Source organism: Achromobacter sp. SD115 (assembly GCF_017355315.1).
Classification (GTDB): Bacteria; Pseudomonadota; Gammaproteobacteria; order Burkholderiales; family Burkholderiaceae_B; genus Achromobacter; species Achromobacter xylosoxidans_B.
The window spans coordinates 312,208-337,313 of the sequence record NZ_JADIJM010000001.1; the positions used below are offsets into that span (position 1 = coordinate 312,208).

The 25,106-nt window shown below is 66.9% G+C and carries 21 protein-coding genes; 10 read left to right on the forward strand and 11 right to left on the reverse strand.

Features of this window, described 5'->3' with window-relative positions; all coding sequences use genetic code 11:
- Positions 1 to 10: 10 nt before the first annotated feature.
- The gene (gene thiM / locus IPU70_RS01305; protein WP_207464340.1) at positions 11 to 829 is read left to right on the forward strand and encodes a hydroxyethylthiazole kinase; all 819 of its coding nucleotides are present in this window, start codon (positions 11 to 13) and stop codon (positions 827 to 829) included.
- A gap of 24 nt (positions 830 to 853) precedes the next feature.
- Here the strand turns inward: thiM and IPU70_RS01310 are convergent, their stop codons facing one another.
- Complete coding sequence (locus tag IPU70_RS01310) at positions 854 to 2,956, reverse strand: TonB-dependent siderophore receptor (RefSeq protein ID WP_207464342.1); 2,103 nt, start codon at positions 2,954 to 2,956, stop codon at positions 854 to 856.
- Between the two features lie 287 nt (positions 2,957 to 3,243).
- On the opposite strand from IPU70_RS01310, the gene IPU70_RS01315 reads away from it, so the two are divergent.
- Entirely contained in the window at positions 3,244 to 5,328 is a 2,085-nt protein-coding gene (locus IPU70_RS01315; protein WP_207464344.1) for a 5'-nucleotidase C-terminal domain-containing protein, read from the forward strand.
- Here IPU70_RS01315 and IPU70_RS01320 read toward each other — a convergent pair.
- From IPU70_RS01320 to IPU70_RS01340, 5 genes are read right to left on the reverse strand one after another with little or no spacing between them, the layout of a single operon-like run.
- Positions 5,325 to 6,089: an ABC transporter ATP-binding protein gene (locus IPU70_RS01320; RefSeq protein WP_207464345.1), complete on the reverse strand. Its 765-nt coding sequence runs from the start codon at positions 6,087 to 6,089 to the stop codon at positions 5,325 to 5,327. The two genes, IPU70_RS01315 and IPU70_RS01320, sit on opposite strands and share 4 nt — an antisense overlap.
- Entirely contained in the window at positions 6,086 to 7,072 is a 987-nt protein-coding gene (locus IPU70_RS01325) for an iron chelate uptake ABC transporter family permease subunit (protein WP_207464347.1), read from the reverse strand. The genes IPU70_RS01320 and IPU70_RS01325 overlap by 4 nt, the downstream gene beginning before the upstream one ends.
- Entirely contained in the window at positions 7,065 to 8,057 is a 993-nt protein-coding gene (locus IPU70_RS01330) for an iron chelate uptake ABC transporter family permease subunit (protein ID WP_207464350.1), read from the reverse strand. Before IPU70_RS01330 ends, IPU70_RS01325 begins: the two co-directional genes overlap by 8 nt.
- Before the next feature lie 32 nt (positions 8,058 to 8,089).
- Positions 8,090 to 9,040: a siderophore ABC transporter substrate-binding protein gene (locus IPU70_RS01335; RefSeq protein ID WP_207464351.1), complete on the reverse strand. Its 951-nt coding sequence runs from the start codon at positions 9,038 to 9,040 to the stop codon at positions 8,090 to 8,092.
- Between the two features lie 42 nt (positions 9,041 to 9,082).
- Entirely contained in the window at positions 9,083 to 11,101 is a 2,019-nt protein-coding gene (locus IPU70_RS01340; protein ID WP_207464354.1) for a ligand-gated channel protein, read from the reverse strand.
- Positions 11,102 to 11,313: 212 nt separating this feature from the next.
- Here IPU70_RS01340 and IPU70_RS01345 point away from each other — a divergent pair, with 212 nt between their 5' ends.
- Both IPU70_RS01345 and IPU70_RS01350 read left to right on the forward strand, forming a co-directional pair.
- Positions 11,314 to 12,027 carry a response regulator transcription factor gene (locus tag IPU70_RS01345; protein ID WP_207464356.1) on the forward strand — a complete coding sequence of 238 codons (714 nt, stop codon included), beginning with the start codon at positions 11,314 to 11,316 and terminating at the stop codon, positions 12,025 to 12,027.
- Positions 12,027 to 13,418, forward strand: a complete 1,392-nt coding sequence (locus IPU70_RS01350) for an ATP-binding protein (RefSeq protein ID WP_207464358.1) — start codon at positions 12,027 to 12,029, stop codon at positions 13,416 to 13,418. Before IPU70_RS01345 ends, IPU70_RS01350 begins: the two co-directional genes overlap by 1 nt.
- 16 nt (positions 13,419 to 13,434) lie before the next feature.
- Here IPU70_RS01350 and IPU70_RS01355 read toward each other — a convergent pair whose 3' ends face one another.
- From IPU70_RS01355 to IPU70_RS01365, 3 genes are read right to left on the reverse strand one after another with little or no spacing between them, the layout of a single operon-like run.
- Positions 13,435 to 14,253 carry a TatD family hydrolase gene (locus IPU70_RS01355; RefSeq protein WP_207464360.1) on the reverse strand — a complete coding sequence of 273 codons (819 nt, stop codon included), beginning with the start codon at positions 14,251 to 14,253 and terminating at the stop codon, positions 13,435 to 13,437.
- A gap of 39 nt (positions 14,254 to 14,292) precedes the next feature.
- A complete protein-coding gene (locus tag IPU70_RS01360) occupies positions 14,293 to 14,982 on the reverse strand; it encodes an ABC transporter ATP-binding protein (RefSeq protein ID WP_207464361.1) in 690 nt (229 codons plus the stop codon).
- Entirely contained in the window at positions 14,975 to 16,207 is a 1,233-nt protein-coding gene (locus IPU70_RS01365) for a lipoprotein-releasing ABC transporter permease subunit (protein ID WP_237710035.1), read from the reverse strand. Before IPU70_RS01365 ends, IPU70_RS01360 begins: the two co-directional genes overlap by 8 nt.
- A 178-nt stretch (positions 16,208 to 16,385) precedes the next feature.
- On the opposite strand from IPU70_RS01365, the gene IPU70_RS01370 reads away from it, so the two are divergent.
- Together IPU70_RS01370 and recJ are read left to right on the forward strand one after the other, a co-directional pair.
- Positions 16,386 to 17,330, forward strand: coding sequence for a hypothetical protein (locus IPU70_RS01370; protein ID WP_207464362.1), 945 nt, complete (start codon positions 16,386 to 16,388; stop codon positions 17,328 to 17,330).
- Positions 17,312 to 19,012 carry a single-stranded-DNA-specific exonuclease RecJ gene (gene recJ / locus IPU70_RS01375; RefSeq protein ID WP_207464363.1) on the forward strand — a complete coding sequence of 567 codons (1,701 nt, stop codon included), beginning with the start codon at positions 17,312 to 17,314 and terminating at the stop codon, positions 19,010 to 19,012. Before IPU70_RS01370 ends, recJ begins: the two co-directional genes overlap by 19 nt.
- A gap of 94 nt (positions 19,013 to 19,106) precedes the next feature.
- Here recJ and IPU70_RS01380 read toward each other — a convergent pair whose 3' ends face one another.
- Complete coding sequence (locus IPU70_RS01380; protein ID WP_207464364.1) at positions 19,107 to 20,417, reverse strand: MFS transporter; 1,311 nt, start codon at positions 20,415 to 20,417, stop codon at positions 19,107 to 19,109.
- 259 nt (positions 20,418 to 20,676) lie between these two features.
- Between IPU70_RS01380 and prfB the strand changes: the two genes are divergently transcribed.
- The 4 genes from prfB (at position 20,677) to IPU70_RS01400 (ending at position 24,448) form a co-directional block, all read left to right on the forward strand.
- Positions 20,677 to 21,781, forward strand: a protein-coding gene (gene prfB, locus IPU70_RS01385) for a peptide chain release factor 2 (protein ID WP_207464365.1) whose coding sequence is annotated in 2 segments (ribosomal slippage) — positions 20,677 to 20,757 and positions 20,759 to 21,781 — 1,104 coding nt in all. Because the reading frame shifts where the segments join, the coding sequence is not laid out codon by codon here.
- A 41-nt stretch (positions 21,782 to 21,822) separates the two neighbouring features.
- Complete coding sequence (locus tag IPU70_RS01390; RefSeq protein ID WP_207464367.1) at positions 21,823 to 22,578, forward strand: SDR family oxidoreductase; 756 nt, start codon at positions 21,823 to 21,825, stop codon at positions 22,576 to 22,578.
- 10 nt (positions 22,579 to 22,588) lie between these two features.
- Positions 22,589 to 24,112 (forward strand): lysine--tRNA ligase, encoded by a 1,524-nt coding sequence (gene lysS, locus IPU70_RS01395; protein WP_207464369.1) that lies wholly within the window; start codon positions 22,589 to 22,591, stop codon positions 24,110 to 24,112.
- Between the two features lie 15 nt (positions 24,113 to 24,127).
- A complete protein-coding gene (locus IPU70_RS01400) occupies positions 24,128 to 24,448 on the forward strand; it encodes a DNA translocase FtsK 4TM domain-containing protein (RefSeq protein WP_207464371.1) in 321 nt (106 codons plus the stop codon).
- A 21-nt stretch (positions 24,449 to 24,469) separates the two neighbouring features.
- Here the strand turns inward: IPU70_RS01400 and IPU70_RS01405 are convergent, their stop codons facing one another.
- Complete coding sequence (locus tag IPU70_RS01405) at positions 24,470 to 25,105, reverse strand: TetR/AcrR family transcriptional regulator (RefSeq protein WP_242702249.1); 636 nt, start codon at positions 25,103 to 25,105, stop codon at positions 24,470 to 24,472.
- Position 25,106: the final 1 nt, after the last annotated feature.

The window sequence follows — 25,106 nt, forward strand, 5'->3', positions numbered from 1 at the left end:
GCCTCTACGCATGCAACACACCCCAGACCTTTCCGCCCAGGCGCTCATTTCGCGCGAACTTTTCACCGCCCTGCGCCGTGATGCGCCGCTGGTGCAGTGCCTGACCAATTTCGTATCCATGAACACCGCGGCCAACGTGCTGCTGGCCATGGGCGCCTCGCCCGCCATGGTGCATGCCCAGGAAGAAGCGCCCGAGTTCGCGCGCCTCTGCGGCGCGGTCGTGATCAACATCGGCACCCTGTCCTCGCCCTGGCTGGACAGCATGCTGCTGACCGCCGCCTTGGCCAACGAAGCCGGCATCCCCTGGGTGCTTGATCCGGTGGCCCACCACGCCACCGCCTTCCGCCGCGACGCGGTACGGCGCCTGCTGGACCTGCGGCCCACCATCATCCGCGGCAATGCTTCGGAAATCATCGCGCTGGCCGGCGGACATAGCGCCGGCAAGGGCGTGGATGCGGGCGATGCGGTCGCGCAGGCGGAAGCTTCGGCGCACGCCCTGGCCGCAAGCCGACGCACGGTGGTGGCGGTCACCGGCGAAACCGACTACGTCACGGATGGAACGCGCGCCGTGCGCATTACGGGCGGCTCGCCCCTGATGCCGCGCGTCACGGCCACCGGCTGCGCGCTGACGGCGCTGGTCGGCGCCTGCGCCGCAGTATCCAGGGGTGATCCGTACTCGGCGGCTGTTGCCGCCTTGTCGTGTTTCGCCATCGCGGGCCGGCGCGCCGGTGAATTGGCGCAAGGACCCGGATCTTTTGCGTGGCGCTTCCTGGATGCGCTGGCGGCGTTGGAGGCCGACAGTCTTACCCGGGAATCGCCGCTGCGCTAGGGCCCCGTCAACAGGCCCTGAAACCTACATGCGGTACTGCAGACTCAGCATCGCATTGCGCGGCGCGCCCGGCATGTTCAGGTTGGGGCTGCTGCCATGGGCCGACACGATGTAGCCGGCGTCGAACAGGTTGTACACGTTCAGCTGCACCGAATACGGTCCCTTGCGCCACCACGCCGCGGCGTCGGCGGTCACATAGCCCGGCAGCCTGACGGTATTGCCCGGATTGGCGTAGCGCGCGCCCACCAGGTTCAGGCCGGCGCCCACGCCAAAGCCCTCTCCCAGGTCCTTGGTGACCCAGACGTTGCCGGCGTGGCGCGGCGTCAGCGTGGCGCGTTTGCCTTCCACGTTCTTGCCGCCGTCCCGGGCAATGGATTCAGTGATACGGGCATCAAGGTAGGCGTAGCCCAGCATCGCGCGCCAGCCGTCGCCAAGTTCTCCCGCCAAGGTCCATTCCGCGCCGTCGGTGCGCTGTGTGCCGACCGGCACCAGCGTGTTGGTGACGGGGTTGTTGACCTTGATGTCGGTGCGCTCCAGGCGGAAGACGGACACCGTGGTCGACAGCTTGCCACCAAGGAAGTCGTACTTGGCGCCGATTTCGTAGTTGGTGGTTTTCTCGGGCGCCAGATCGGCGTTGTTCGCAGCCAGCGAGAACGCTTCGCCGGAAGGCTGGTACGACTGGCTCCACGAAATGTAGTACGACTGCACCGAATCGGGCTGGAACACCAGGCCCAAGCGCGGGCTCCAGTTGGAATCGGTACGGGCCAGGTTGGTGCCGTTGCGGCGGTCTTCGGTCTTCTGCTCGAAGCGGTCGTGACGCACGCCGCCCAGCACCTTCCAGTGTTCGCCCAGCGACACCATGTCCTGCACGTACAGGCCCAGGGTGTTGAAACGGCCCAGGTTGTCCGTGCCGGGACGGCCGCCCAGGTGCAAGGGCAAGGTCGGCAACACCGGATCGAACAGGTCGACAGTCGCCACGTTATTGGCCGAGTAGTTCACCAGGTCCTTGTTCTGCTGGCCGACCTCCACGCCGTACAGGATCTCGTGCCGCACCGCACCCCACTGCGCGCGCTGCGTCAGTTCGGTCTGGTTGGTCCAACCGTGCTCTTCACGCAGCACGTTCGAGCGGTTCAAGGTCACGGTCCGCGCGGCCTCGTTCACGATGCCGGGCAAGGTGTTGTTGCGGTCCAGCGTGTAGTGGTAGTAGCGCGTGGCGTTGCGCAGCGACCAGTTCTCGTTGAAACGATGATTCAGCGTGGCGGCATAGGACTGTACCCGCGCCTGCGAGTAGTCCGCGTCGCGCGCGTTCTCGGCGCCGTAGTAGGTGGAAGGATCCACGTCCACCGGACGGCCATGGTAGGCCGGGATGCCAAAGTCCGTGACGCGGCGATCTTCGAGGAATTCAGTCTGCAGCAGCAGCGTCGTGTCCTCGCCCAGGCGGAATTGGGCGGACGGCGCTATGGCCTTGCGGTCCAGGAACTGCTTGTCGCGGTAGCTGTCGCCCTTCTCCACCGCGCCGGTCAGGCGCCACGCCATGCTGCCGCTTTCCGTCGAGCGGCCCAGGTCCAGATCCAGGCGCCGGTCATTCCAGGAGCCGTAGCTCAGGCCCAGTTGCGTGATGTCCTCGCCCGGCTTCTTGGTGATGCGGTTGATCAGGCCGCCCGACGATCCCCGGCCGTACAGCACTGCGGCCGGTCCCTTGATGACGTCGATGCGCTCGACGTTGGACAGATCGCGGAAATACAGCGCGTCGTCGCGGAAGCCGTCGACGAACTGGTCGGCGATGGCGGTAAAGCCCCGGATCGATACCTGGTCGCGCTGCCCGTCACCCGTCGAGAAACTGACGCCAGGCACGTTCTTCAACGCGTCCTGCATCGAATTGGAGTGCTGATCGCGCATGACCTCCGCAGGCACCACGTTCACGGTCTGCGGGATATCGCGCAAGGGAACATCGATCTTGGTCGCGCTGGACGAGTCAGGCGGGTTGTAGCTTTGCGCCGCTTCGTCGTTGCCAAACACGCTGACGGCGGGCAAGGTCGGAGCGCTGGTCTGGGCAAGCGCGGGAGCCGGGCTGGCCAGGGGCGCCAGGGCAATCAATGCGGCGGAAATCGAACGAGGGGCGTGCATGGCCGTGCTGCGTCTTTCTAAAATAGTTTGAAATGGAACGATCGGCGATTTTCCTGTTAATAAGAATAGGTCGCAATCGTTTTATCATTTCGTTGCCGGCTTGCCACGATAAATGAGACAGGCGTCAAATTCAGTTTCTTGTCAGCACGTGTATGCAACTCGTGCGCGAACCCTGGCCGCGCCAGCCTTCGCCCATGTCACGGTCGGGTCACACACTGTCCCCAAAATTCCTTTCCTTCAAACCCGGAGGAAAGACGGTGAAGCCGAATCTAGGAAAGATCCTTGCAATGTCCGCCAGCGCCGCGCTGCTGGCGGGTCTGGCTGCCTGTGGTGGCGACAATGACGACGATGACGCGCCTGCGACGCCGCCGCAGGCCAGCGTGCCCCAGGGCTCCACGCTGGACGTGGCCATCCTGGGCACCACCGACCTGCACGCCAACGTGCTGGGCTACGACTACTACAAGCTGGCCGAAGACAAGAGCTACGGCGTGGACCGCACGGCCACGCTGATCGCCAATGCCCGCAAGCAGAACGCCAACACCCTGCTGTTCGACAACGGCGACACCATCCAGGGGACGGCCCTGTCCGACTACCAGGCGCTGGTGGCGCCGGTGCAATGCAGCGACATGCTGGCGATCTACAAGCAGATGAAGCTGCTGGCTTATGACGCCGCCACGCTGGGCAACCACGAGTTCAACTACGGCCTGCCCTTCCTGTCGCAGATCACGAATACGGACCTCGGGCTGGCCGGCATCGGCAAAGGCACGGCGCAGACCAACCCCGCCGGCGCCAAGGACTGCGCGGCGCCAGGCTTTCCTTTCGTGTCCGCCAACGTCGTATCGGCTGCGAGCAAGCAGCCCGTCTTCAAGCCCTGGGTGGTGCTGGACAAGACCTTCAAGGCCACCGATCCCAACGGCAAGCAGATCGACGTTGCGCTGAAAGTGGGTGTGATCGGCTTTGCGCCTCCGCCCATCCTGCAATGGGACAAAGCCAACCTCGAAGGCCATGTGGAAGTCGCGGGCTGGAAGGAGTCGGCGCAGCGCTACGTGCCGGAAATGCGGGCGGCGGGCGCCGACCTGGTGGTGGCGCTGGCGCACGGCGGCATCGACATGCTCACCGCCTACAGCCCCGCCATGGAGAATGGCGCCGGCTACCTGAGCCAAGTGCCTGGCATCGACGCCCTGATCACCGGCCATCAGCACCTGCTGTTTCCCGACACCAACGTCAAGTCGCAATTCGCGGGCCAGCCCGGCATAGACCTGGAGAAGGGCCTGATCAACGGCGTGCCCGCGGTGCAGGCCGGCCAGTGGGGCAACAACCTGGGGCAGATCACGCTCAAGCTGGCGTATGACAAGGGCTGGCAGGTCCGGAAGGACGCCACGCGCGTGCAGCGCATCTCAACCCGCCTGACCGCGCAGAACGGCGCCACGCCCGCGACCTACGTCGAATCCGACGCCGCCGCGCAGCAGCTGGTGCAGGCCGAACATGCCGCCACCATCGCCTACGTCAAGACACCCATCGGCCAGAGCCGCTTCGACATGGCGACCTATTACGCGCTGGCGGGTGACGTGTCGGCGTTGCAGATCGTGAACATGGCGCAGATCGATTATCTGGCGGACTACATCGCCAAGAACAAGCCGTCATACGCCGCGCTGCCCATCCTGTCCGCCGCTGCGCCCTTCAAGGGCGGACGCAACGGTCCGGGCGACTTCACCTACGTGAAGCAGGGCAACATCGCCATCAACAACGCCGCCGATCTGTACCTGTATCCGAACACCCTGCAGGTGGTGCGGGTCAGCGGCGACATCGTGCGGCAATGGCTGGAGAAGACGGCCGAACAGTTCCGCCAGATCGACCCGGGCCAGGTCGCGCCGCAGGATCTGATCGACACGGGCTTCCCGACCTTCAACTTCGACGTGCTCTATGCCGCCGGCAATACCCTGCAGTATGAAATCGACGTGACCAAGCCCAAGGGCTCGCGCATCACGAAGCTGACGTACCAGGGCGCGCCGCTGGATCCCGCCACGCAATTCCTGGTGGTCACCAACAACTACCGCGCCAGCGGCGGCGGCGACTTCCCCGGCCTGGCCGGCGGCAAGGGCGACATCGTGCTGCAAGCCCCGGACGCCAGCCGCGACGTGCTGATCAGCTACATCAAGAAGCACCCGGATCTGGACCTGGCGAGCTATGGCCTGGACCGCAGCTGGCGCTTTGCGCGGGTGGGTGCGCTAGCTGGCCCGGTGGTGTTCTCGTCGGTGCCGGGCACGCTGGCCATGGCTGCGGCGCATGGCGTGGACAACGTCAGCGTGCATGACGCCACGCCCGACCCGGTGACCCAGCTGTCGCGCTACGCGGTGGATCTCAGCCGCTAAGGCTGGCGGTAGTAGACGCAGATGCGCCGGCTGCCGATCTCATGTACCTCGATCGGCAGCTCGTACAGTTCACTCAGGATCTCCGGCCGGACCAGTTCGGCCGGAGATCCCTGATGCGCGATGCGCCCTGCCCGCATCGCCACGATGCGGTCCGCGTAGGTGGACGCGAAATTGATGTCGTGCAGCACCAGCACCACGGTCTTGCCCAGTTCGTCCGCCGCCCGCCGCAAGGAGCCCATCATGGCGACGGCATGCTTCATGTCCAGGCTGTTCAAGGGCTCGTCCAGCAACACGTAGCGCGTGTCCTGGCACAGCACCATCGCCACGAAGGCGCGTTGACGCTGTCCGCCCGACATCTCGTCCAGGTAGCGGTCGGCCAGCGGCTCCAGATTCAGGTAGGCGATGGCGCGGTCGATGTGGTCCTTGTCTTCAAGCGTCAGCCGACCCCCGCTATGTGGATAGCGGCCGAACGCGACCAGCTCCCTGGCCGTCAGCCGCAGCGGCAGGTGATTGTCCTGGCGCAGAATGGCCAGGCGGCGCGCCAGCTCGCGGCTGTCCGCCCGCGTCACGTCCAGGCCTTCCACCAGCACCCGGCCGGCGGACATGGGCAGCAAACGGCTGACCATGGACAGCAGCGTGGACTTGCCCGCGCCGTTGGGGCCGATGATGGCCGTAACGCCGCCCGCCGGCAGTGTCAGGCTGACCTCGTCGACCACCACGCTGTCGCCGTATTGCTTGCTGATTTGCTGGATCTCTATCATCGGCGCCCCCTGCGCAGGATCAGGACGAGGAACATCAGCCCGCCCAGGAATTCGATCACCACGCTGACGGTGGTGTTCAGGCCCAGCACGCGTTCAAGCAGCGTCTGGCCGCCCACCAGGAAGATCACGCTCAGCAACACAGCCGCCGGCACGGTGTGGCGGTGCCGGTCGGACCCCATGGCCTGATAGGCCAGGTTGCTGACCAGCAGGCCAAAGAAGGTCACCGGGCCGACCAGCGCCGTCGATACCGACACCAGCACCGCAATGGCGGCCAGCGTCAGCATCAGCGTGCGGCGATAGTCCACGCCCAGGTTCACCGCGATGTCGCGGCCCAGCGCCAGCACGTCGTAGCGCCGGCGCATGCGCCACACCACCAGGGACGCGGCGCACACCGCGGCCAGCGCGATCGGCAGCAGTCCCACGCGCACGGTGTTGAAGCTGGCGAACATGCGGTCCTGCAGCACCAGGAATTCATTGGGATCGATCAGCCGCACCACGAAACTGGACAGGCTGCGGAACAACAGGCCGAAGATAATGCCCACCAGCATCATCAGGTGCAAGCTGCGCACCGCGTCGGAAAACAGCCAGCGGAACAGCAGGCAGGCAAACGCCGTCATGGCGCCGACCTCCAGCAGGAACGCGGCCACCGGATGGCTGGCGGCGGTGGCCGCCTGGCCGAAACCGAACACCACCACCGCCTGGATCAGCAGGTACAGGGCGTCAAAGCCCATGATCGCGGGCGTCAGGATGCGGTTGTGGGTGATGGTCTGGAACAGCACCGACGACACCGCCACGGCATAGGCCACCAGCAGCATCGCCGCCAGCTTGGCGCCACGGAACGGAATCACGAAGGACCACTGGCCATTGGCGCCCAGCGTCATGAACGCGATGGCGCAGGCCAGCGCAAGCGCACCCAGCAGCCACAAACGCCAGGCTTGCGGCGCCCGGACCTGCGCCCGCACGAAGATCGCGAGTTCAGCCAAGCCGGTTCCTCCGCGTGCGCAACAGCCACAGGAACAGGATGCTGCCCAACACGCCGACCACCGTGCCGATGGGAATCTCGTAGGGATGGATCACCAGCCGGCCGATGACGTCGCAGGCCAGCACGAACACCCCGCCCAGCACCGCCACGTAGGGAATGGAGCGGCGCATGTTGTCGCCCAGCACCAGGCTGACGGCGTTAGGCACAATCAGGCCCAGAAAGGGAATGCTGCCGGCCGTCACCACCACCACGGCCGAAATCGCGGACACGATCAACAGTCCCGCCAGCGTCAGCCGCGCATGGTTCAGGCCGAGGTTGGCGGCAAACTCACGGCCCATGCCCGCCACCGTGTAGCGGTCGGCGGCCGCGTACGCCGCACAGGCCAGGCCGAAGCCTATCCACAGCAGTTCATAGCGCCCCCGCAGCACGCCCGAAAAATCGCCCGTGGTCCAGGCATGCAGCGACTGCAGCAGGTCGTAGCGGTAGGCGACGAAGGTAGTGGCGGCGTGGATCACGCCGCCCAGGATCAAGCCGATCAGCGGCACGATGAAGGGCGTGCGCAGCGGCACGCGCTTGAGCAAGGCCAGGAACAGCAAGGTGCCGGCCAGCGCGAAGCCCGTGGCCGTGAGCATCTTGCCGATGACCGGCGTGTCCGGCGCCAGCAGCGTGACCGCCAGTATGCCCAGGGTGGCGGACTCCACCGTGCCCGCGGTGGTGGGCTCCACGTAGCGGTTGCGCACCAGCATCTGCATGATCAGCCCCGCCACCGCCAGCGACATGCCGGCCAGCAGCAAGGCCAGCGTGCGCGGTATCCGGCTGACCATCAGCAGGCGCCAGGCCCGCTCCGCGTCCTCGCCGCCGCTCCACAGCGCGGCCAGGCTGAGCTGGCCGGCGCCCAGGCTGATGCTGGCCGCGCACAGGGCCAGCAGCAAGGCGACTGCCGCCACCAAACCGCCCCAACCGCCTATCGACTGCCGCCAGCTCACCCGCAATGCTCCCGCCGCTCAGGCATAAGGCTTTACTTGCCCGCCGCCAGCGCGCCAGCGATCTCGTCCACGTTCTGCTGCATGGCGGTCAGGCCTGCGCTGCCCAGCAGATACCAGTTGTAGCCGTTCAGGTAGACCACGCGCTTGTTCTTCCAGGCCTTGGTAGGACGCACCAGCTCGTTGTCCAGCATGCGCTGGGCCGACACGCCTTCGCGGCCGATGGCGGCATCGCGGTCGATCACGAACAGCCAGTCGGGGTCGGTCTGGGCGATGAACTCGAAGGAGATCGCCTGGCCGTGGTTCGACACGCTCAGTCCCGTCGTCGCCGGCTTGATGCCGAAGGCGTCGTGGATCACGCCGAAGCGCGAACTGGGGCCATAGGCGCTCATCTTGCCGCCGGTGGTCAGCACGATCAGTGCGGTGCCGGCGCTTGCCGCCTTGCCGTTCAGATCCGCGATCGAAGCGCGCAGCGCGTCGAGCTTGGTCTTCGCAATGTCCTGTTTGCCGTAGATGGCGGCCAGCGTTTCAGTGTTGCGCGTGACGCTGCCCACCAGATCCTTGGCGTTCACGGTCAGGTCCACGGTGGGCGCCAGCTTGGCGAGCTCGTCGTACTTGGGCGCGGAGCGGCCCGCCACGAAGATGAGCTGCGGCGCGGCGGCGTGGATCACCTCGTAGTTGGGCTCGAACATCGAACCCACCTTCAGGTAGCGCTGATCGGCATACTGGCTCAGCTGCGGCGGCCACTTGGCGACCGTCGGCACGCCCGCCACCTCTACGTCCAGCGCATGCAGCGTGTCCAGCACGGCCAGGTCCATCACCACCGTCTTCTCAGGGTTGGCCGGCACGGCGGTTTCACCGCGCGCGTGCTTTACCGGCACCGTCGCCTGCGCCGCGCATACCGTCGTGGCGGCGCCGAGGACCAGTGCGGCCCCGGCCTGGACCGCCCAACGCCGGACGCGGCCTGCTTGCGTTTGCTTCTTCATGCATACCTCTTCATGTAGCGGGCGCCAGGCGCCCTTTCAAACTCAGAACTTGACGCCCACGCCCAGCCAGTAGCGGCGGCCGTCCTCGACATAGCCGTAGTCGTCATACGTGACCTGCTTGTCGAACAGGTTGTAGATGCCGGCGTACACCGCCACGGTCTTGTTCACCTGGTACGAGCCGCCCAGGTCCACGAAGGTGTAGGAAGGCGCCACCACCGACGAGGAAGACGGGCCGGTGATGGGCTGGCTTTCCTTGCCGCGGTAGTTCAGGCGCGCCCATGCCTGCAATGCGTCCGAGGCCTGCCAGTTCACCGTGGTGGTGAACAAGTGCTTGGGCAGCTGGTTCAGCGGTTGGCCCTGGTACTGGCCGGATTTCTGTTCCGACTTGGTGAAGGTGTAGCTGCTGGTCAGGGACCAGTCGCGCGACAGCGGCAGCTTCAAGTTGGCTTCCACGCCGCGCGAATTGGCCTTGTCCACGTTCATGTAGGTGGTCGGGTCCGAGCCGAACTGGTTCGGGCCGTCCGTGCACTGGGTCGCCGGGCAAGCCACACGGGTGATCTTGTCCTTGAAGTCGTTGTTGAAAATGGTCAGGCCGGCGTTGAAGCCTTCGCCGTCGTCATACAGGATGCCGATTTCCTCGGTCACCGACTTCTCGGGCGTCAGGTCCGGATTGCCGTACATATTGCCGCCGCGGCTGACCTGGCCCCAGCCCGCCACCGTCTGGCGCAGGTCGGGCGCGCGGAACCCCGTGGACACGCCGCCCTTCAGGGTCCAGCGGTCGGCCATGTGCCAGACGCCGTACAGGCGCGGGCTGAAGTGCGTGCCGAAGTTCTCGTCTTCGTCCATGCGCAGGCCGGCGGTGACGGCGAAGCTCTCGGTCAGGCGCCATTCGTCCTCGGCGAACAGGGCCCACTGGTAGCGGTCCACCTTGCTGGGACCGTTGGCCAGCTGGTTGCCGGTCTGGTCGTTCAGGCGCTGGCTCAGATAGCTGCCGCCCAGGGTCAGCATGTGCGAGCCCAGCGGCAGCGTCCAGCTCGTCTGGATGTCCAGGTTCTTGATCTTCATCTGGCGCGAGCGGTTGTCGAACTCTTCCTGCTGCACGTAGCTGTCCGACACGCCCCAACCCCAGCGGCCGGTGTGCGACAGCGCCCATTTGTTGCTGCGGTAGTCGGTCTCGGACGAGGCCGGGCAGCCGTTGCGCCCGCAAGCCTGGCCGGGCGGCAGCGGCGCAACCGTCTTGCCCAGCGTTTCGTGCAGCTTCTGACGCATGGTGGTCGCTTCCAGCACGATGTCGTGGTCGCGGTTGGGCGTCAGCGCCAGCTTGGCCGTGACGCTTTCCGAGTTGCGCTTGCGGAAGCCGTCGACGATGTCGTCTTCGTCGCGTTGCGTGGCCTGGCCGTAGATCTGCAGGCCCAGCAGGTCGGTCTTGATCGGGCCGGACAGGTAGAAGTTGCCCTGGTAGATGTCGCCCGACTTATTGCTTTCCTGGATGGTCGTGTCCAGGCGGATCTCTCCGCCCCACTCCGACGGCACCTTGCGCGTGATGATGTTGATCACGCCGCCCATGGCGTCCGAACCGTACAGCGAAGACATGGGGCCCCGCACCACTTCGATGCGCTCGATGGCGGAAAGCGGCGGCGTCCAGCCGCCTTCGACTCCCGTGGAGTCCGAGTTGGTGCGGGTTTCGCGCGAATTCTGGCGCTTGCCGTCGATCAGGATCAGCGTGTACTTGGGTCCCATGCCGCGCAAGCTGATGTCCTGGCGGTCGCCGCCGCCGGTGACGATCACGCCCGGCACGTCCACCAGCGCATCATTGATGTCGCGGTAGAACTTCTTGTCCAGGTCCTCGCGGGTGATCACGCTGATCGACGCCGGCGCGTCCTGGATCTGCTGCTCATAGCCCGAGGCCGTCACCACCACGGTATCCAGCGTCTTGGCGTTGTCCGCGCTCTGCGCCCACAGGGGCTGCGCCACGCCGACACCCGCGGCGCACAGGGCTGCCGCCAATTGCGTGCGCGAACCCGGACCGCGCCGGCCGGCGACCATTTGTTTGCTGCTCATGATTCCAATTTCTCCCGTCCCAGGCCTGCGCCGCACCCCGCGTGCGGCGTCCGTCCTGCCCCGTACTTATTAATGAAAACCATTCTCATATTAGAATTGGAGCTGCCGGGAGCCAGCAACACGCTTTCCGCAACTTTTATCTTCTTTGAACTTCTTGACACTCCGGACTGCGGCCATAAGCCAAACTGCCGGATGCAGAACCGACGACACGCATGCCTTTTTCCCACGCTCCGGCGACGCGCCGCATCCTGCTGATCGACGACGATGTCGAGCTCGCGCAGATGCTGCGCGAATACCTGGAACCCGGCCATTGCCAGCTCACCCTGGCGCATAGCGGCGCGCAGGGCCTGGCCCTGCTGGCGCAAGACGACTACGACCTGGTGCTGCTGGATTTGATGCTGCCCGACGGCAACGGGCTGGATCTGCTGAAGCAATACCGCCAGCGCTCGCGCCGGCCCGTCATCATGTTCACCGCCCACGGCGGCGAGACGGACCGCGTGCTGGGCCTGGAATTCGGCGCCGACGACTACCTGGCCAAACCCTTCAGCCCGCGCGAGCTCAAGGCCCGCATCAGCGCGGTGCTGCGCCGCTTCGAAGAGCTGCCCGACGCCGTCCGACCCGCCCTTGCGCTGGGTGCGGTGTCGCTGGACCCCGCCACCGGCCTCTTGCGGGTGGGCGACAATGAAATCGCGCTGACCGGCGCTGAACAGCGCATCCTGGAAATCCTCCTGCGCACGCCGGGCCAGGTGGTCGGACGCGATCAGATCGGCCTGTACGCGCTAGGCCGCAAGCCGGACCGCTACGACCGCAGCATCGATACCCACATCAGCGCGCTGCGCAAGAAGCTGCGTAGCGACAGCGGCGCCGAAACGCTGGCCATCCGCAACCTGCGCGGCCTGGGCTACGTGCTGGCGGGCGCGGACTGATGGCCTGGCTGCCCGCCCGCTCGCTGTTCTGGCGCGCTTTCCTGACCTTCTGGGGCGCGATGGCCGTCATCCTGGTGTGCGGCATGGTGCTGACGGCCGCGGTCGCCTGGTACCGCTTCAACTCCCTGGACGGCCTGAATCCCGGCAACCTCACGCGCGACGCGGCGCAGATCGCCCGCAGCGAGGGCGTGGATGGCCTGGAACGCTGGGTCCAGGCCATGGACCAGCGCTACTCAGCCCTGAAGATCTACGTCATGGACGCCCAGGACGCCGACATCCTGGGCCGGCGGCTGCCCGCCCGCATGGAAGACTGGCTGAGCGATTTCCGCGCCGGACCCGACCGTTCGCCAAAGGCGGACTACCTGCCCGCCGACCCCACCGGCGAACGCGTCTCCTGGTGGGAGCCGCAAAAGCTGCTCCTGCCCGATGGCTCGGTGCTGCTGATGCTGTTCCTGCCGTTCGACTCTTCGCATTGGGAAATGCTGGCCCTGTCGCCGGTCGCTCTGGCGCTGGTGCTATTCGCGCTGGCGGTGACCGCTCCGTTCTGCTGGGCCCTGAGCCGCCACGTAACGGCGCCATTGGCGCAACTGCGCCAGACCACTCATGCTCTGTCGGCCGGCCGGCTGGACGCCCATACTCCCGTCAAGCTGGCCCGCCGCAAGGATGAGCTGGGCCTCTTGGCACGCGACTTCGACGCCATGGCCGACCGCCTGAAAGCCCTGGTCGACACGCGCGAGCAGTTGCTGCACAACATTGCTCACGAGCTGCGCTCGCCGCTCGCGCGGCTGCGGCTGGCGGCTGAACTGGCGCGGCGCAAGGACGAACGCCAGGACCTGCAGCTGGACCGCATCGAACTCGAATGCGAACGCCTGGACGCGCTGGTCGGCAACACCTTGAGGCTGGCGCGCCTGGGCGCCCTGCCCGTACCCACCGAAAACCTGGACCTGGCCGAAGTCGTTTCCGACGTGGTCAATGATGCCCGCTACGAAGCCGGCGGCCGGCAGATAGGCATAGAGTGGCAGCAACAGGCCCCGGTGCCGCTCATCGGCGACCGCTGCAGCCTGGCCAGCGCCATCGAGAACGTGCTGCGCAACGCCCTGCGCTTCGCGCCCGCGCACAGCGCGATCCGCGTGCGCCTGCTGTCGAACTCGCAGGAGGCCTGCCTGGAAATCGAGGACCGCGGGCCGGGCGTGGCATCCGAAGAACTGGAAGCGCTGTTCGAGCCCTTCTATCGCACCGCATCGGGCGCGCGCAAGGCCGGCAGCGGCGCCGGGCTGGGGCTGTCCATCGCTCAGGCCGCGGTGGCCGCGCACAAGGGTACGATGACGGCCCGCAACATCTCGCCGCAAGGGCTTTGCGTGCGGATGGAGTTGCCGCGCCTGGCCGGCTGAAGCGGGTCAGCCGCGGTCAGTCGGCATCGGCCAGGATCGCGGCCGGCAGCCGCGGCAATACGCGCATGGCATTGGCCGTGGTGGCATGCGCCACCTGCGCGGGCGTGATGCCGCGCAGCTCCGCCAGCGTGGCGGCGATGCGGACCAGTTCCGCCGGCGCGTTGCGTCGCTGCGGCGGATGCAGCCAGGCCGGGGGAATGTCCGGCGCATCGGTTTCCAGCACCAGGTGCGCCAGGTCCACCTCCACCGCGTGGCGGCGGATCTGCAAGGCACGTTCATAGGTCATGGCGCCGCCCAGTCCCAGCGCAAAGCCCTGGTCGATGAAGGCCTGCGCCTGCTGCGCGCTGCCGTTGAAGGCGTGCGCGATGCCGCCGATACGCGGGTGGCGGCGCAGATACTTCAAGAGGATGTCTTGCGATCTGCGCACATGCAGCAACACCGGCAGGTGGAACTCGGCGGCCAGCGCCAGCTGCGCGGCGTAGAACCGTTCCTGGCGCTCGCGCGGCTCGCCGGAAGCGATTTCAGGAACGAAGAAGTCCAGGCCGATCTCGCCGATGGCGACGAAGCGCGGATCGCCCAGCGCTTCCTTAACGGCGCCGCGCAACGCGTCCAGGTCATCATCGCTGGCGCGCTGCACATACAGCGGGTGGATGCCCAGCGCGTAGGCGCCGCCGGCGGTCTTGCCGGCCAGATCGCGCACCACGGAAAAATTGGCGCGCTCGACGGCCGGAATCACGATGGACTGGACGCCCGCCTCGCAGGCGCCGTCGGCGACCTGCTCGCGGTCGGCGTCGAACTCGGCGGCATCCAGGTGGCAATGGGTATCGATCAGCATGGGCGCGACCTCCTTGCCCGGATTATCGCCCGGCGCGCCTTAACCCGAAACCAGGCGGCCGTTTTCCATGAGCAGTTGGCGATCGGCGCGGGCGGCCAGTTCGGGGTCGTGGGTGACGATGGCGAACGCCGTGCCGGATTCCTGGTTCACCCGCGTCAACAGTTCAAACATATTGTGCGCGGTGTGGCGGTCCAGGTTGCCGGTAGGCTCGTCGGCCAGCACGCAGACGGGCCGCGTGACCAGGGCCCGCGCCAGCGCCACGCGCTGCCGCTCGCCGCCGGACAACTGCCCCGGGAAATGTCCTTCGCGGGCGGCCAGGCCCACCATGCCCAGGACTTCGTGGGCGGCAGCCCGCGCCTTGTCGCGGCTCTCGCGGCGCACGATCAGCGGCATTGCCACGTTGTCCAGCGCGGAGAACTCCGGCAGCAGGTGGTGAAATTGGTAGACGAAACCCAGGCTGCGGTTGCGCACCGCGCTCTTGCGGCCCTCGGACAGGCCGACGGCGAGCTGGCCATCCACCGAGACGGAGCCGCTGGTAGGCACGTCCAGCAGTCCCAGGATATGCAGCAGCGTGCTCTTGCCCGAGCCCGAGGCGCCGACGATGGCGACCATTTCGCCGCGCGCCACCGTCAGGCTGACGTTGCTCAGCACTTCGATGCGCGCGGGACCTTCGTCGTAGACCTTGACGATATTGTCGGCCTGCAGCGCGTGAGTCAGCATGTCAGTCATGGCGCAGCACCTGTGCGGGTTGCAGGCGCGAGGCGCGCCAGCTGGGATACAGGGTCGCCAGCAGCGACAGCACCAGGGAGGTCACGCCGATGGTGACGATGTCGCCCATCTGCGGATCCGAAGGCAAGGCGCTGATGAAATAGATTTCGCGCGGCAGGAAATGCACGCCCAGCAAGCCCTCGATGAACGGCACGATCACGTCCACGTTGTAGGCGATCAGGATGCCACCCGCCACGCCCAGCAGCGTGCCGATCACGCCGATCAGCGCCCCCTGCACCAGGAAGATGCGGGCGATCTCGCGCGGGCCGGCGCCCAGCGTGCGCAGGATGGCGATGTCGGACTGCTTGTCCTTCACGGCCATGACCAGGGACGACAGCAGGTTGAACGCCGCCACGGCCACGATCAGCGCCAGGATCAGGAACATCATGCGCTTTTCGGTCTTCACGGCCGCGAACCAGGTGCGGTTATTGCGCGACCAGTCGCTCGCCATCATGTAGGGCGGCAGCACCTTCTGCAGCTCGGCCGCCACTTCCGGCGCGCGCTGCATGTCGGCGACGCGCAGGCGCACGCCGGCGGTGCCGCTGTCGCGGAACACGCGGGCAGCGTCCTCGTCGTCGACGAAGGCCAGCGAGGAATCGTATTCGTAGTGGCCGGACGAGAACACGCCCACCACGGTGAACTGGCGCATGCGCGGCGTGAAACCCGCCGGGCTGATCGAACCTTGCGGCGCCATCATCAAGAGCGTGTCGCCCAGCTTCACGCCCATGCCGTCGGCCAGTTCATTGCCCAGCACCACGCCGAAGCTGCCGGGTTTCAGATCGGTGAGCTTGCCCGACACCATCTGGCGCGGCAGGTCCGAGACATTGCCTTCGGTCTGCGGATCGATGCCGCGTACCTGCACGCCGCGCAAGGCCTGCCCGCGCACCAGCATGCCCTGCGCCGCCACGAACGGGGCGCCGGCCTTGACCTCGGGGTTCTTCTCGGCGGCGGACGCGAATTCCTGCCATCTCTCCAGCACCCGCTCCGGCGCCGCGCCGGGGATGTAGAGTTCGATGTGCGGCAGCACCGACAGCATGCGGTCGCGCACTTCCTTCTGGAAGCCGTTCATCACGGACAGCACCACGATCAGCGCGGCGACACCCAGCGCGATGCCCGCCATCGAACTGGCGGCGATGAAGGAGATGAAGCGATCGCGGCGGCCGCGTCGCTGGCGGATTCTGGCCAACCCGGCATAGCGGGCGCCTATCCATAGTTCGTAGGGTATTTTCAGCACGTGCGCATTATGGCATTAACCGCCTGGATTCCGGCCCGCGGATGTGCGGTTCGGAATCCAGGCGTTTCAAGCTATGGCAGTCCGCGGCGCCGCTTAGTTCCCGGCGCCTGCGGGGACTACAATCGCGCCCATGCTGATCGTCATTCCGGGCGCCCTGCCCGCCCTCCCCGTCGCCGCCGAACTGGCCAAGCTGTTGCCTGAACGCGCGCCCACGCTGCATGGCTGGCTGCTCGCCGGCAGCGCCCGGCCCCAGGCCCATGACCGGCGTGCGCAGGGCTGCACCCCCTACGAATCCTGGCTGCTGGACCGTGCGGGCTACGTCCCCGAGGCCGGCCTGCCGCCCGGCGCCGGACTTGGCCCGCTGCTGGCCGGGGCGCAAGCCGAAGGCAGCGGCCCCGTCTGGCTGGCCGAACTGGTCCATCTGGCGCTGGGCACCGACCAGGCCACCTTGCTGGATCCCGGCCTGATGGACCTGCGCGCCGAGGAAACGGCCGCCCTGCTCGACACCGCCCGCCCCCTGTTCGAGGACACCGGCTTCGCGGTCGAAGAACTCTCGCCCGAACGCTGGCGCCTGCGCCTGCCGGAGGGCCTGCGCCCGCAGACCGCCAGCCCGCTGGCCGTGGCTGGACAGCGCTTGAACGATTGGTGGCGCCAGGACGCGGAAGCGCGCCCCTGGCGCCGGCTGCTCAATGAAATACAGATGGCCTGGCATGAACACCCGGTCAACGACGCCCGCGCGGCGCGCGGCTTGCCGCCAGTCAACGCGCTATGGTTGTATGGCGGCGGCACGCCCTGGACGCAGTCCAAACCGGTCCCGGCGCAGGTGTACGCCGATCTGGACGCCCCCCAGCGGGCCGGCGACTGGGCCGCCTGGCTGGACGCCCTGGCAGCGCTAGACGCGCAGCATCTGCGCCCGCTGGCCGGCAAGCATGGCCTGCCGGCCGCGCCCGCCGAACTGCTGCTGCTGGGCGACGACCGCAAGGTCGCCCTTACCCTGAAACCGCGCGGGGGCCTGCTCGGCTTGCTGCCCGCGCCCAAGAAAAACTGGAGCGCCTGGTGGTCTCACCCCGCTTAACCGTCCGCACGCCCGACCTGCAGGCCTGCCACATCCTGGAAGCCTCGGGCATCCATCCGCTGCTTGCCCGCCTGTGGGCCGCCCGCGGCGTGACCCATCCTGATCAAACCCAGCTCGCCTGGAAGTCGCTGCTGCCGCCTACGGGCCTGACGCATTCGGCCCATGCCGCGGGCGTGCTGGCCGACGCCATCCAGGCCGGCAAGAAGCTGCTGATCGTGGCCGACTACGACTGCGACGGCGCCACCGCCTGCGCGGTCGGCCTGCGCGCCCTGTCCGCCATGGGCGCCGACGTGGACTTCCTGGTGCCCAACCGCTTTGAAACCGGTTACGGCCTGTCGCCCGCCGTGGTCGACCTGGCGGTCCGGCATCGCGCCGGCAAGCCCGACATCATCATCACGGTCGACAACGGCATTGCCAGCGTGGACGGCGTGGCCGCGGCCAACGACGCCGGCATCGGCGTGGTCATCACCGACCACCACCTGCCGGGCGACACGCTGCCCGCGGCCCTGGCCATCGTGAACCCGAATCAGCCCGGCTGCGGCTTTCCGTCCAAGAACCTGGCGGGCGTGGGCGTCATTTTCTACATGATGCTGGCGCTGCGCGCCGAACTGCGCCGCCGCGGCGTCTACGCGGCCGATGGCGGCCCGCGCCTGGACGCGCTGTCCGACCTGGTGGCGCTGGGCACGGTGGCCGACGTGGTCAAACTGGACGCCAACAACCGCCTGCTGGTCACGCAGGGCCTGCAACGCATGCGCGCCGGCCGCCTGCAGCCCGGGCTGCGCGCCCTGTTCGCCGTGGCCGGGCGCGAGCCGCGCGCGGCCAACGGCTTCGACCTGGGTTTTGCGCTCGGCCCCCGCATCAACGCCGCCGGCCGCCTGGCCGACATGAGCCTGGGAATCGCCTGCCTGACCACCGACGACGAGGCACAAGCGCTGGAACTGGCGCGCGAGCTCGACAACATCAACCGCGAACGCCGCACGATCGAAGCCGAAATGCGCGAACAGGCGCTGGCCGCCATGGAAGAACCGAACGCGGCCGCTGGCGCCACGGTCTGCGTGTTCGACCCGGGCTGGCACCAGGGCGTGGTCGGCCTGGTGGCCTCGCGCCTGAAGGAAAAATTCTGGCGCCCCACCCTGGCTTTCGCGCCCGCGGGCGACGATGAAATCCGCGGCTCCGGCCGCTCCATCCCCGACGTGCACCTGCGCGACGCGCTGGACCTGGTTTCCAAGCGCCATCCCAACCTGATCCGCAAGTTCGGCGGCCACGCCATGGCGGCCGGCCTGACCCTGGGGCGCGACGACTTCGCCGCCTTCGCCCCCGCCTTCGACGCCGCCGTGCGCGAGCTGACGGGCCGCGATACCTTCGAGCCGGTGATCGAGACCGACGGCTCGCTGGAATCAGGCTATGCCAATGCCGACGTCGCCGGCATGCTGCAGCAGCAAGTCTGGGGCGCCGGCTTCGCCGCCCCGCTGTTCCTGGACGAGTTCGTGGTACGCAACCAGCGCCTGGTCGGGGAAAAGCACTTGAAACTGTCGCTGGAACGCGGTCACCAGCGCTTCGACGCCATCTGGTTCGGCCACGACCAGTCGCTGCCCGAACACATCCAGGCGGCTTACCGGCTGGAGCAGAACGTGTGGAACGGGATGGTGTCGGTGCAGCTGGTCATCGAGCACGCGGGCTGAGGCCCGCCATGGGCGGGAGCCTCGATAAGGCGTGATGCGCCGCGCGCGATGCGGACCCGGGTACCCGTCCCGGGCCGCTCGCACGGCATCCGGCCTACTTGTTCACCAGCTTCGCGGGCTGCGCCAAGGCCACCAGCGCGCCCACCACCAGGCAGCCCGACAGCATATAGAGGCCGGTATTGGTGGTCCCGGTCATGTCCTTGAGCCAGCCCACCAGATACGGACTGACGAAGCCAGCCAGGTTGCCCACCGAATTGATGAGCGCGATGCCGGCCGCCGCCGCCGTGCCGCCCAGCAAGGCCGTGGGCAGGCTCCAGAACAACGGCAGTACCGTGCAGATGCCGATATTGGCCACCGTCAGCGCCAGGATCGCCAGTACGGTGTTGCCGCTCCAGATCGCCGAGAACAGCAGGCCCAGCGCGCCGAACAGCGCGGGCAAGGCCACATGCCAGCGGCGCTCCCGCAGGCGGTCAGAGTTGCGCGAGATCAGGATCATGCCGATCACGGCAAACAGGTTCGGAATCGCGGTCAACAGGCCGATGGCCAGCGGACTTTGCACGCCCGTGCTCTTGATCAGGGTCGGCATCCAGAAGCCCACGCCGTACAGCCCCATCACGAACGAAAAGTAGATCAGCGCCATCGCCCACACGCGCGGCTTGGCCAGCGCGGCGCGAATCGGCGGATCTTCCTTCTGCTGCTCCTCGGCCGCGATATTGCGGATCAGCACGGCCTTTTCATTGGCGGTCAGCCACTTGGCCTTGTTGATGCGGTCGTCCAGATAGATCAGCACCAGCACGCCGATCAGCACCGACGGAATCCCCTCCAGCAGGAACAGCCACTGCCAGCCCGACAGCCCGTGGTCGCCGTGGAAGGTGCTCATGATCCAGCCGGAGATCGGGCCGCCGATCAGCCCGGACATGGGCACCGCGGTCATGAAAAAGGTCGTGATGCGGCCGCGCCGGGCCGCCGGATACCAGTAGGTCAGGTACAGGATGATGCCCGGAAAGAACCCGGCTTCCGCCGCGCCCAGCAGGAAGCGCAGGATGTAGAACATGTGCACGCTGGTCACGAACATCATGCAGGCGGAAATGATCCCCCAGGTGATCATGATGCGGGCGATCCAGATCCGCGCCCCCACCTTGTGCAGGATGATATTGCTGGGAATCTCGAAGATGAAGTAGCCGATGAAGAAAATGCCCGCGCCCAGGCCATACACGGTTTCGCTGAACTGGAGCTCCTGCAGCATCTGGAGCTTGGCGAAACCCACGTTGACGCGGTCCAGGTAGGCCACGACGTAGCACACCACCAATAGCGGCACCAGCCGCCAGCCTACCTTGCGGTAGATCCGGTCTTCCTCTGTCGCCGGGATCGCCGGCGAAACCCCGGGGGCCATCGCGTTGTCCATCTATGTCTCCATTCCTCTGTCGGGATAGGCCGGCTGCTCGCCGGCGCCGTCGCGGCCCATCCCGTCCCGATCAGGAGCGGCCAGGCCGTTACCCCCAGCCTAGAACCCCCGTCTTGACAAAAAACTGAACAATTCGGATTTTCTGGCAGAAACCTCCGCGATAAGATCCGTCCCCCTTCTTGCCCGCTGCGGCCGCGCACTTGGCCCAAGCACGGTAAAATGTTTGGTTTCGCACAAAAGTCATCAGGACAGGATCATCATGGAAGCCGAACGTCAGAACCAGCTCGCAGCCCGCCTCGCCGATTGCGCGGAGCGCGAACAGGCTCTACGGAGGTATCTTTGACTACGATGCCAAAGCTGAACGCCTGCAAGTCGTAAACGCCGAACTCGAAGATCCGGCGGTCTGGAACGACCCCAAGCACGCCCAGGACCTGGGCCGTGAAAAGAAAGCCCTGGAAGACGTGGTGGAAACGCTCACCGCCCTGGGCACGGGCCTGGCCGACTCGAACGAGCTGTTCGAACTGGCCGCCTCCGACGACGACGACGCCACCCTCGAGTCCATCGAGCAGGATGCCGACGCCTTCCAGGAAAAGCTGGAAGCGCTGGAATTCCGCCGCATGTTCTCCAATCCGGCCGATCCGCTGAACTGCTTCCTGGACATCCAGGCCGGCGCCGGCGGCACGGAAGCGCAGGACTGGGCCTCGATGCTGCTGCGCCAGTACCTGAAGTACGCCGAGCGCAAGGGCTTCAAGGCCGAAGTGCTGGAAGAATCCGACGGCGACGTCGCGGGCCTGAAGTCCGCCACCATCAAGATCGAAGGCGAGTACGCCTTCGGCTATCTGCGCACCGAAACCGGCGTGCACCGCCTGGTCCGCAAGAGCCCGTTCGATTCCTCCGGCGGCCGCCACACCTCGTTCGCCAGCGTCTTCGTCTATCCCGAAGTCGACGAGTCCTTCGAAGTCGAAGTGAACCCCGCCGACCTGCGCGTGGACACCTACCGCGCTTCCGGCGCGGGCGGCCAGCACATCAACAAGACCGATTCGGCGGTGCGCCTGACCCACATCCCCACGGGCATCGTGGTGCAGTGCCAGAACGACCGTTCGCAGCACCGCAACCGCGCCGAAGCCATGCAGATGCTGAAGTCCAAGCTCTACGAACTGGAAATGCGCAACCGCATGGCCGAGCAGCAGAAGCTGGAAGACTCCAAGACCGACGTGGGCTGGGGCCACCAGATCCGCTCCTACGTGCTGGACCAGAGCCGCATCAAGGACCTGCGCACCAACGTCGAAATTTCCAACACCCAGAAGGTGCTGGACGGCGACCTGGATCCCTTCATCCAGGCCAGCCTGAAGCAAGGCATCTGAGTTTCGCGATACTCCCCCTCAACGCATCCAGAGGTTCACGAATGTCCGACACCATCGTAATTCTCACCGGCGCATCGCGCGGCATCGGCGCCGCCATGGCGCGCGGCCTGGCCAAACCGGGTACCCGCCTGATCACCCTGGCGCGCCGGGAAGATCCCGAGCTGGCTGCCTATGCCCGCTCGCAGGACGCGCAGCTGGAACAGCTGTCCGTGGACCTCTCGGACCTGAATGCGGCCGAGGCTGTCGCGCAGCGCATCTGCGCGTCGCTGCCGCGCGACGCCCGCCGCTATCTGCTGATCAACAACGCCGGCACCGTGCACCCCGTCGCCGGCACCGACGCGCTGGTCGACGGCGCGGCCATCGCCGCCGCCTTCAACCTGAACGTCAGCGCCGTGATGTTGCTCACGGCGCGCTTCCTGGCCGCGGTCGAGGACCTCAAGGCCGACCGCCGCGTACTCAACATCTCCTCCGGCGCGGGCCGCAACCCGAACGCCGGCTGGGGCGTCTACTGCGCCACCAAGGCCGCGCTCGACATGTACTCGCGCGTGGTCAAGGCGGAGCAAGGCGCCGACGGCGCGCGCATCGTCGCGCTGGCCCCCGGCATCGTCGACACCGACATGCAGGTCGCCATCCGTTCCAGCGATCCGGAAAGTTTCCCGGCGCTGGCCAAGTTCCAGGAGTTCCACGCGACCGGCAAGCTATCCTCGCCCGCCAACGTGGCCTCCCGCATCCTCGCCTACCTGGACCGCGACGATTTCGGCACGACCGAGATCGACGACATCCGCAATTACGACTGATTCCCCGACCATGACCGACCACTCGACCACTCCGGCGCCCGCCCAGGACGAAAACCGCTTGATCGCCGAACGGCGCGCCAAGCTGGCCAAACTGCGCGAGACCGGGGTCGCGTACCCCAACGACTTCGTTCCCGACGCCCGCGCCGCCGCCCTGCATGAAAAGTACGACGGCCAGGAGCAGGAAGCGCTTGCCGCCAACCCCGTCACCGTCAAGGTCGCCGGCCGCATGATGCTCAAGCGCGTCATGGGCAAGGCCAGCTTCGCCACGCTGCAGGACAGCACCGGCCGCATCCAGATCTACCTGGACCGCGGCACGCTCGGCGAAGACAGCTACGCCGCGTTCAAGCAATGGGACATCGGCGACATCATCGCGATCGAAGGGTCGGTCTTCAAGACCAACAAGGGCGAACTGTCGGTGCACGCCGCCAGCGCGCGCCTGCTGTCCAAGTCGCTGCGCCCGCTGCCCGACAAGTTCCACGGCGTGGCCGACCAGGAACTGCGCTACCGCCAGCGCTACGTCGACCTCATCATGACGGACGCCACGCGCCGCACCTTCGAGGCGCGCAGCAAGGCCGTGGGCAGCATCCGCCAGTTCATGCTGAACGCGGGCTTTCTCGAAGTGGAAACCCCCATGCTGCACCCGATCCCGGGCGGCGCGGCGGCCAAGCCCTTCGTCACGCACCACAATGCGCTGGACATGGAAATGTACCTGCGCATCGCGCCCGAGCTCTACCTCAAGCGCCTGATCGTCGGCGGCTTCGAGCGCGTCTTCGAAGTCAACCGCAACTTCCGCAACGAGGGCGTGAGCCCGCGCCACAATCCTGAATTCACCATGATGGAGTTCTATGCGGCCTTTGCGGAATACCGCTGGCTCATGGACTTCACGGAAGAACTGATCCGCCAAGCCGCCATCTCGGCCACCGGCAGCGCGGTGCTGACCTACGGCGAACGCGAACTGGACCTGTCCAAGCCGTTCGACCGCCTGACCATCTGCGAAGCCATCCTCAAGTACGCCCCCGGCTACACCCAGGCGCAACTGGACGATGCGGCCTTCGTGCGCGCCGAACTCAAGAAACTGGGCGCCGACGCCGACGGCCCGGTGCTGTCGCGCGCCGGACTGGGCGCACTGCAACTGGCCCTGTTCGAAGAGACCGCCGAAGCCAAGCTCTGGAACCCGACCTACATCATCGACTACCCGGTGGAAGTCTCGCCGCTGGCGCGCGCCTCCGATACCCGCGAGGGCATCACCGAGCGCTTCGAGCTCTTCATGACCGGCCGCGAAATCGCCAACGGCTTCTCGGAACTGAACGATCCCGAAGACCAGGCCGAGCGCTTCCGCTCGCAGGTCGAAGCCAAGGACGCCGGCGACGAGGAAGCCATGTTCTACGACGCGGACTACATCCGCGCCCTGGAATACGGCATGCCTCCCACGGGCGGCTGCGGCATCGGCATCGACCGCCTGGTCATGCTGTTGACCGACAGCCCCAGCATCCGCGACGTCATCCTGTTCCCGCACCTGCGCCGTGAAGACTAAACGGCGGCTGGCATCATGATCTTCAAGATCCTGATGCTGCTGCTGGTCGTGGCGGGGCTGGTCTATTGGATCAAACAACCCCGCGGCGGCCAGCCCTACTCCCCCTATCCGTCGGCGCGGCCGCGCCGGCCGGTATTCATCGCGCTGTGCATCGCCGCGGCGCTCTCGGTGGCGGCTTCCCTGACGACCTTCCTGCTGTGGGCAGGCGGCGTGGCGGGCGGCGTCACCGGCGGCGGCTATCACGGCCAGGTGGATTTCCTGCTGCCCGTGGCGGGCACCCTGCTGGCGCTGGCCGTCGTCTGCGCCGTGGGCGCATTCTTCAAGCGCCGGGGCTGAACTCCCGCCCTGGCGGCCCGCCTATTCCGGCCATTTGCCGGCTCCCGCCGGCAGCGAGGGCAGCGATGCCTGCAGCATCGCATCGATGAACTCGGCAGGCCGCAAGCGACCGTCCGGCTTGTACCACTGCACCGTCAGGTTCATGGCGCCCAGCACGCAGCGCTTGATGACGCGCGCATCGCCCTGCAGCAGTCCCACGCCGACAGCGGCCGCCACCGCGTCCTGCCACATCGCCTCGTAGCGGTCGCTCAGCGATTTCACCGCCGCGCGGCTGGGCGGCGAAAGGCTGCGCCATTCGTAGACCAGCGCATTCATGGCGTCGCCGCCCGCGCCATGCAGCATGCTCCACATGTGCACCCGGAACAGCGCGGCCAGCCGGTCCGCCGGCGCCTGGTAACGCGCCAGGGCCCGCTCGCCGTCGTCTATCACTTCCTGGATGCCGTTGTTCATCACCGCCACCAGGATCTCCTCCTTGCTGCGGAAATGATGGAACAGGCTGCCGGACTGCAGGCCCACCGCCCGCGCCAACTCGCGCACGGTGGTGCGTTCATAGCCGTGCTTGCAGAACAGCTGCCCGGCCGTCAGGACCAGCTCGCGCCGGCGTTCGGACTCCGATCCCTCGTCCCGCCCTTGCGCGACCTCCCGGATTTTCTCCATG

What these genes read in the sequence shown, in the direction of transcription:
- IPU70_RS01340 (WP_207464354.1), bottom strand. Translation starts at nt 11,101, where the DNA reads ATGAGCAGCAAACAAATGGTCGCCGGCCGGCGCGGTCCGGGTTCGCGC.
- IPU70_RS01355 (WP_207464360.1), bottom strand. Translation starts at nt 14,253, where the DNA reads ATGCTGATCGATACCCATTGCCACCTGGATGCCGCCGAGTTCGACGCC.
- IPU70_RS01390 (WP_207464367.1), top strand. Translation starts at nt 21,823, where the DNA reads ATGTCCGACACCATCGTAATTCTCACCGGCGCATCGCGCGGCATCGGC.
- IPU70_RS01400 (WP_207464371.1), top strand. Translation starts at nt 24,128, where the DNA reads ATGATCTTCAAGATCCTGATGCTGCTGCTGGTCGTGGCGGGGCTGGTC.
- IPU70_RS01315 (WP_207464344.1), top strand. Translation starts at nt 3,244, where the DNA reads ATGTCCGCCAGCGCCGCGCTGCTGGCGGGTCTGGCTGCCTGTGGTGGC.
- lysS (WP_207464369.1), top strand. Translation starts at nt 22,589, where the DNA reads ATGACCGACCACTCGACCACTCCGGCGCCCGCCCAGGACGAAAACCGC.
- IPU70_RS01380 (WP_207464364.1), bottom strand. Translation starts at nt 20,417, where the DNA reads ATGGACAACGCGATGGCCCCCGGGGTTTCGCCGGCGATCCCGGCGACA.
- thiM (WP_207464340.1), top strand. Translation starts at nt 11, where the DNA reads ATGCAACACACCCCAGACCTTTCCGCCCAGGCGCTCATTTCGCGCGAA.
- IPU70_RS01370 (WP_207464362.1), top strand. Translation starts at nt 16,386, where the DNA reads ATGCTGATCGTCATTCCGGGCGCCCTGCCCGCCCTCCCCGTCGCCGCC.
- IPU70_RS01405 (WP_242702249.1), bottom strand. Translation starts at nt 25,105, where the DNA reads ATGGAGAAAATCCGGGAGGTCGCGCAAGGGCGGGACGAGGGATCGGAG.
- IPU70_RS01360 (WP_207464361.1), bottom strand. Translation starts at nt 14,982, where the DNA reads ATGACTGACATGCTGACTCACGCGCTGCAGGCCGACAATATCGTCAAG.
- IPU70_RS01350 (WP_207464358.1), top strand. Translation starts at nt 12,027, where the DNA reads ATGGCCTGGCTGCCCGCCCGCTCGCTGTTCTGGCGCGCTTTCCTGACC.
- IPU70_RS01335 (WP_207464351.1), bottom strand. Translation starts at nt 9,040, where the DNA reads ATGAAGAAGCAAACGCAAGCAGGCCGCGTCCGGCGTTGGGCGGTCCAG.
- IPU70_RS01310 (WP_207464342.1), bottom strand. Translation starts at nt 2,956, where the DNA reads ATGCACGCCCCTCGTTCGATTTCCGCCGCATTGATTGCCCTGGCGCCC.
- IPU70_RS01345 (WP_207464356.1), top strand. Translation starts at nt 11,314, where the DNA reads ATGCCTTTTTCCCACGCTCCGGCGACGCGCCGCATCCTGCTGATCGAC.
- IPU70_RS01320 (WP_207464345.1), bottom strand. Translation starts at nt 6,089, where the DNA reads ATGATAGAGATCCAGCAAATCAGCAAGCAATACGGCGACAGCGTGGTG.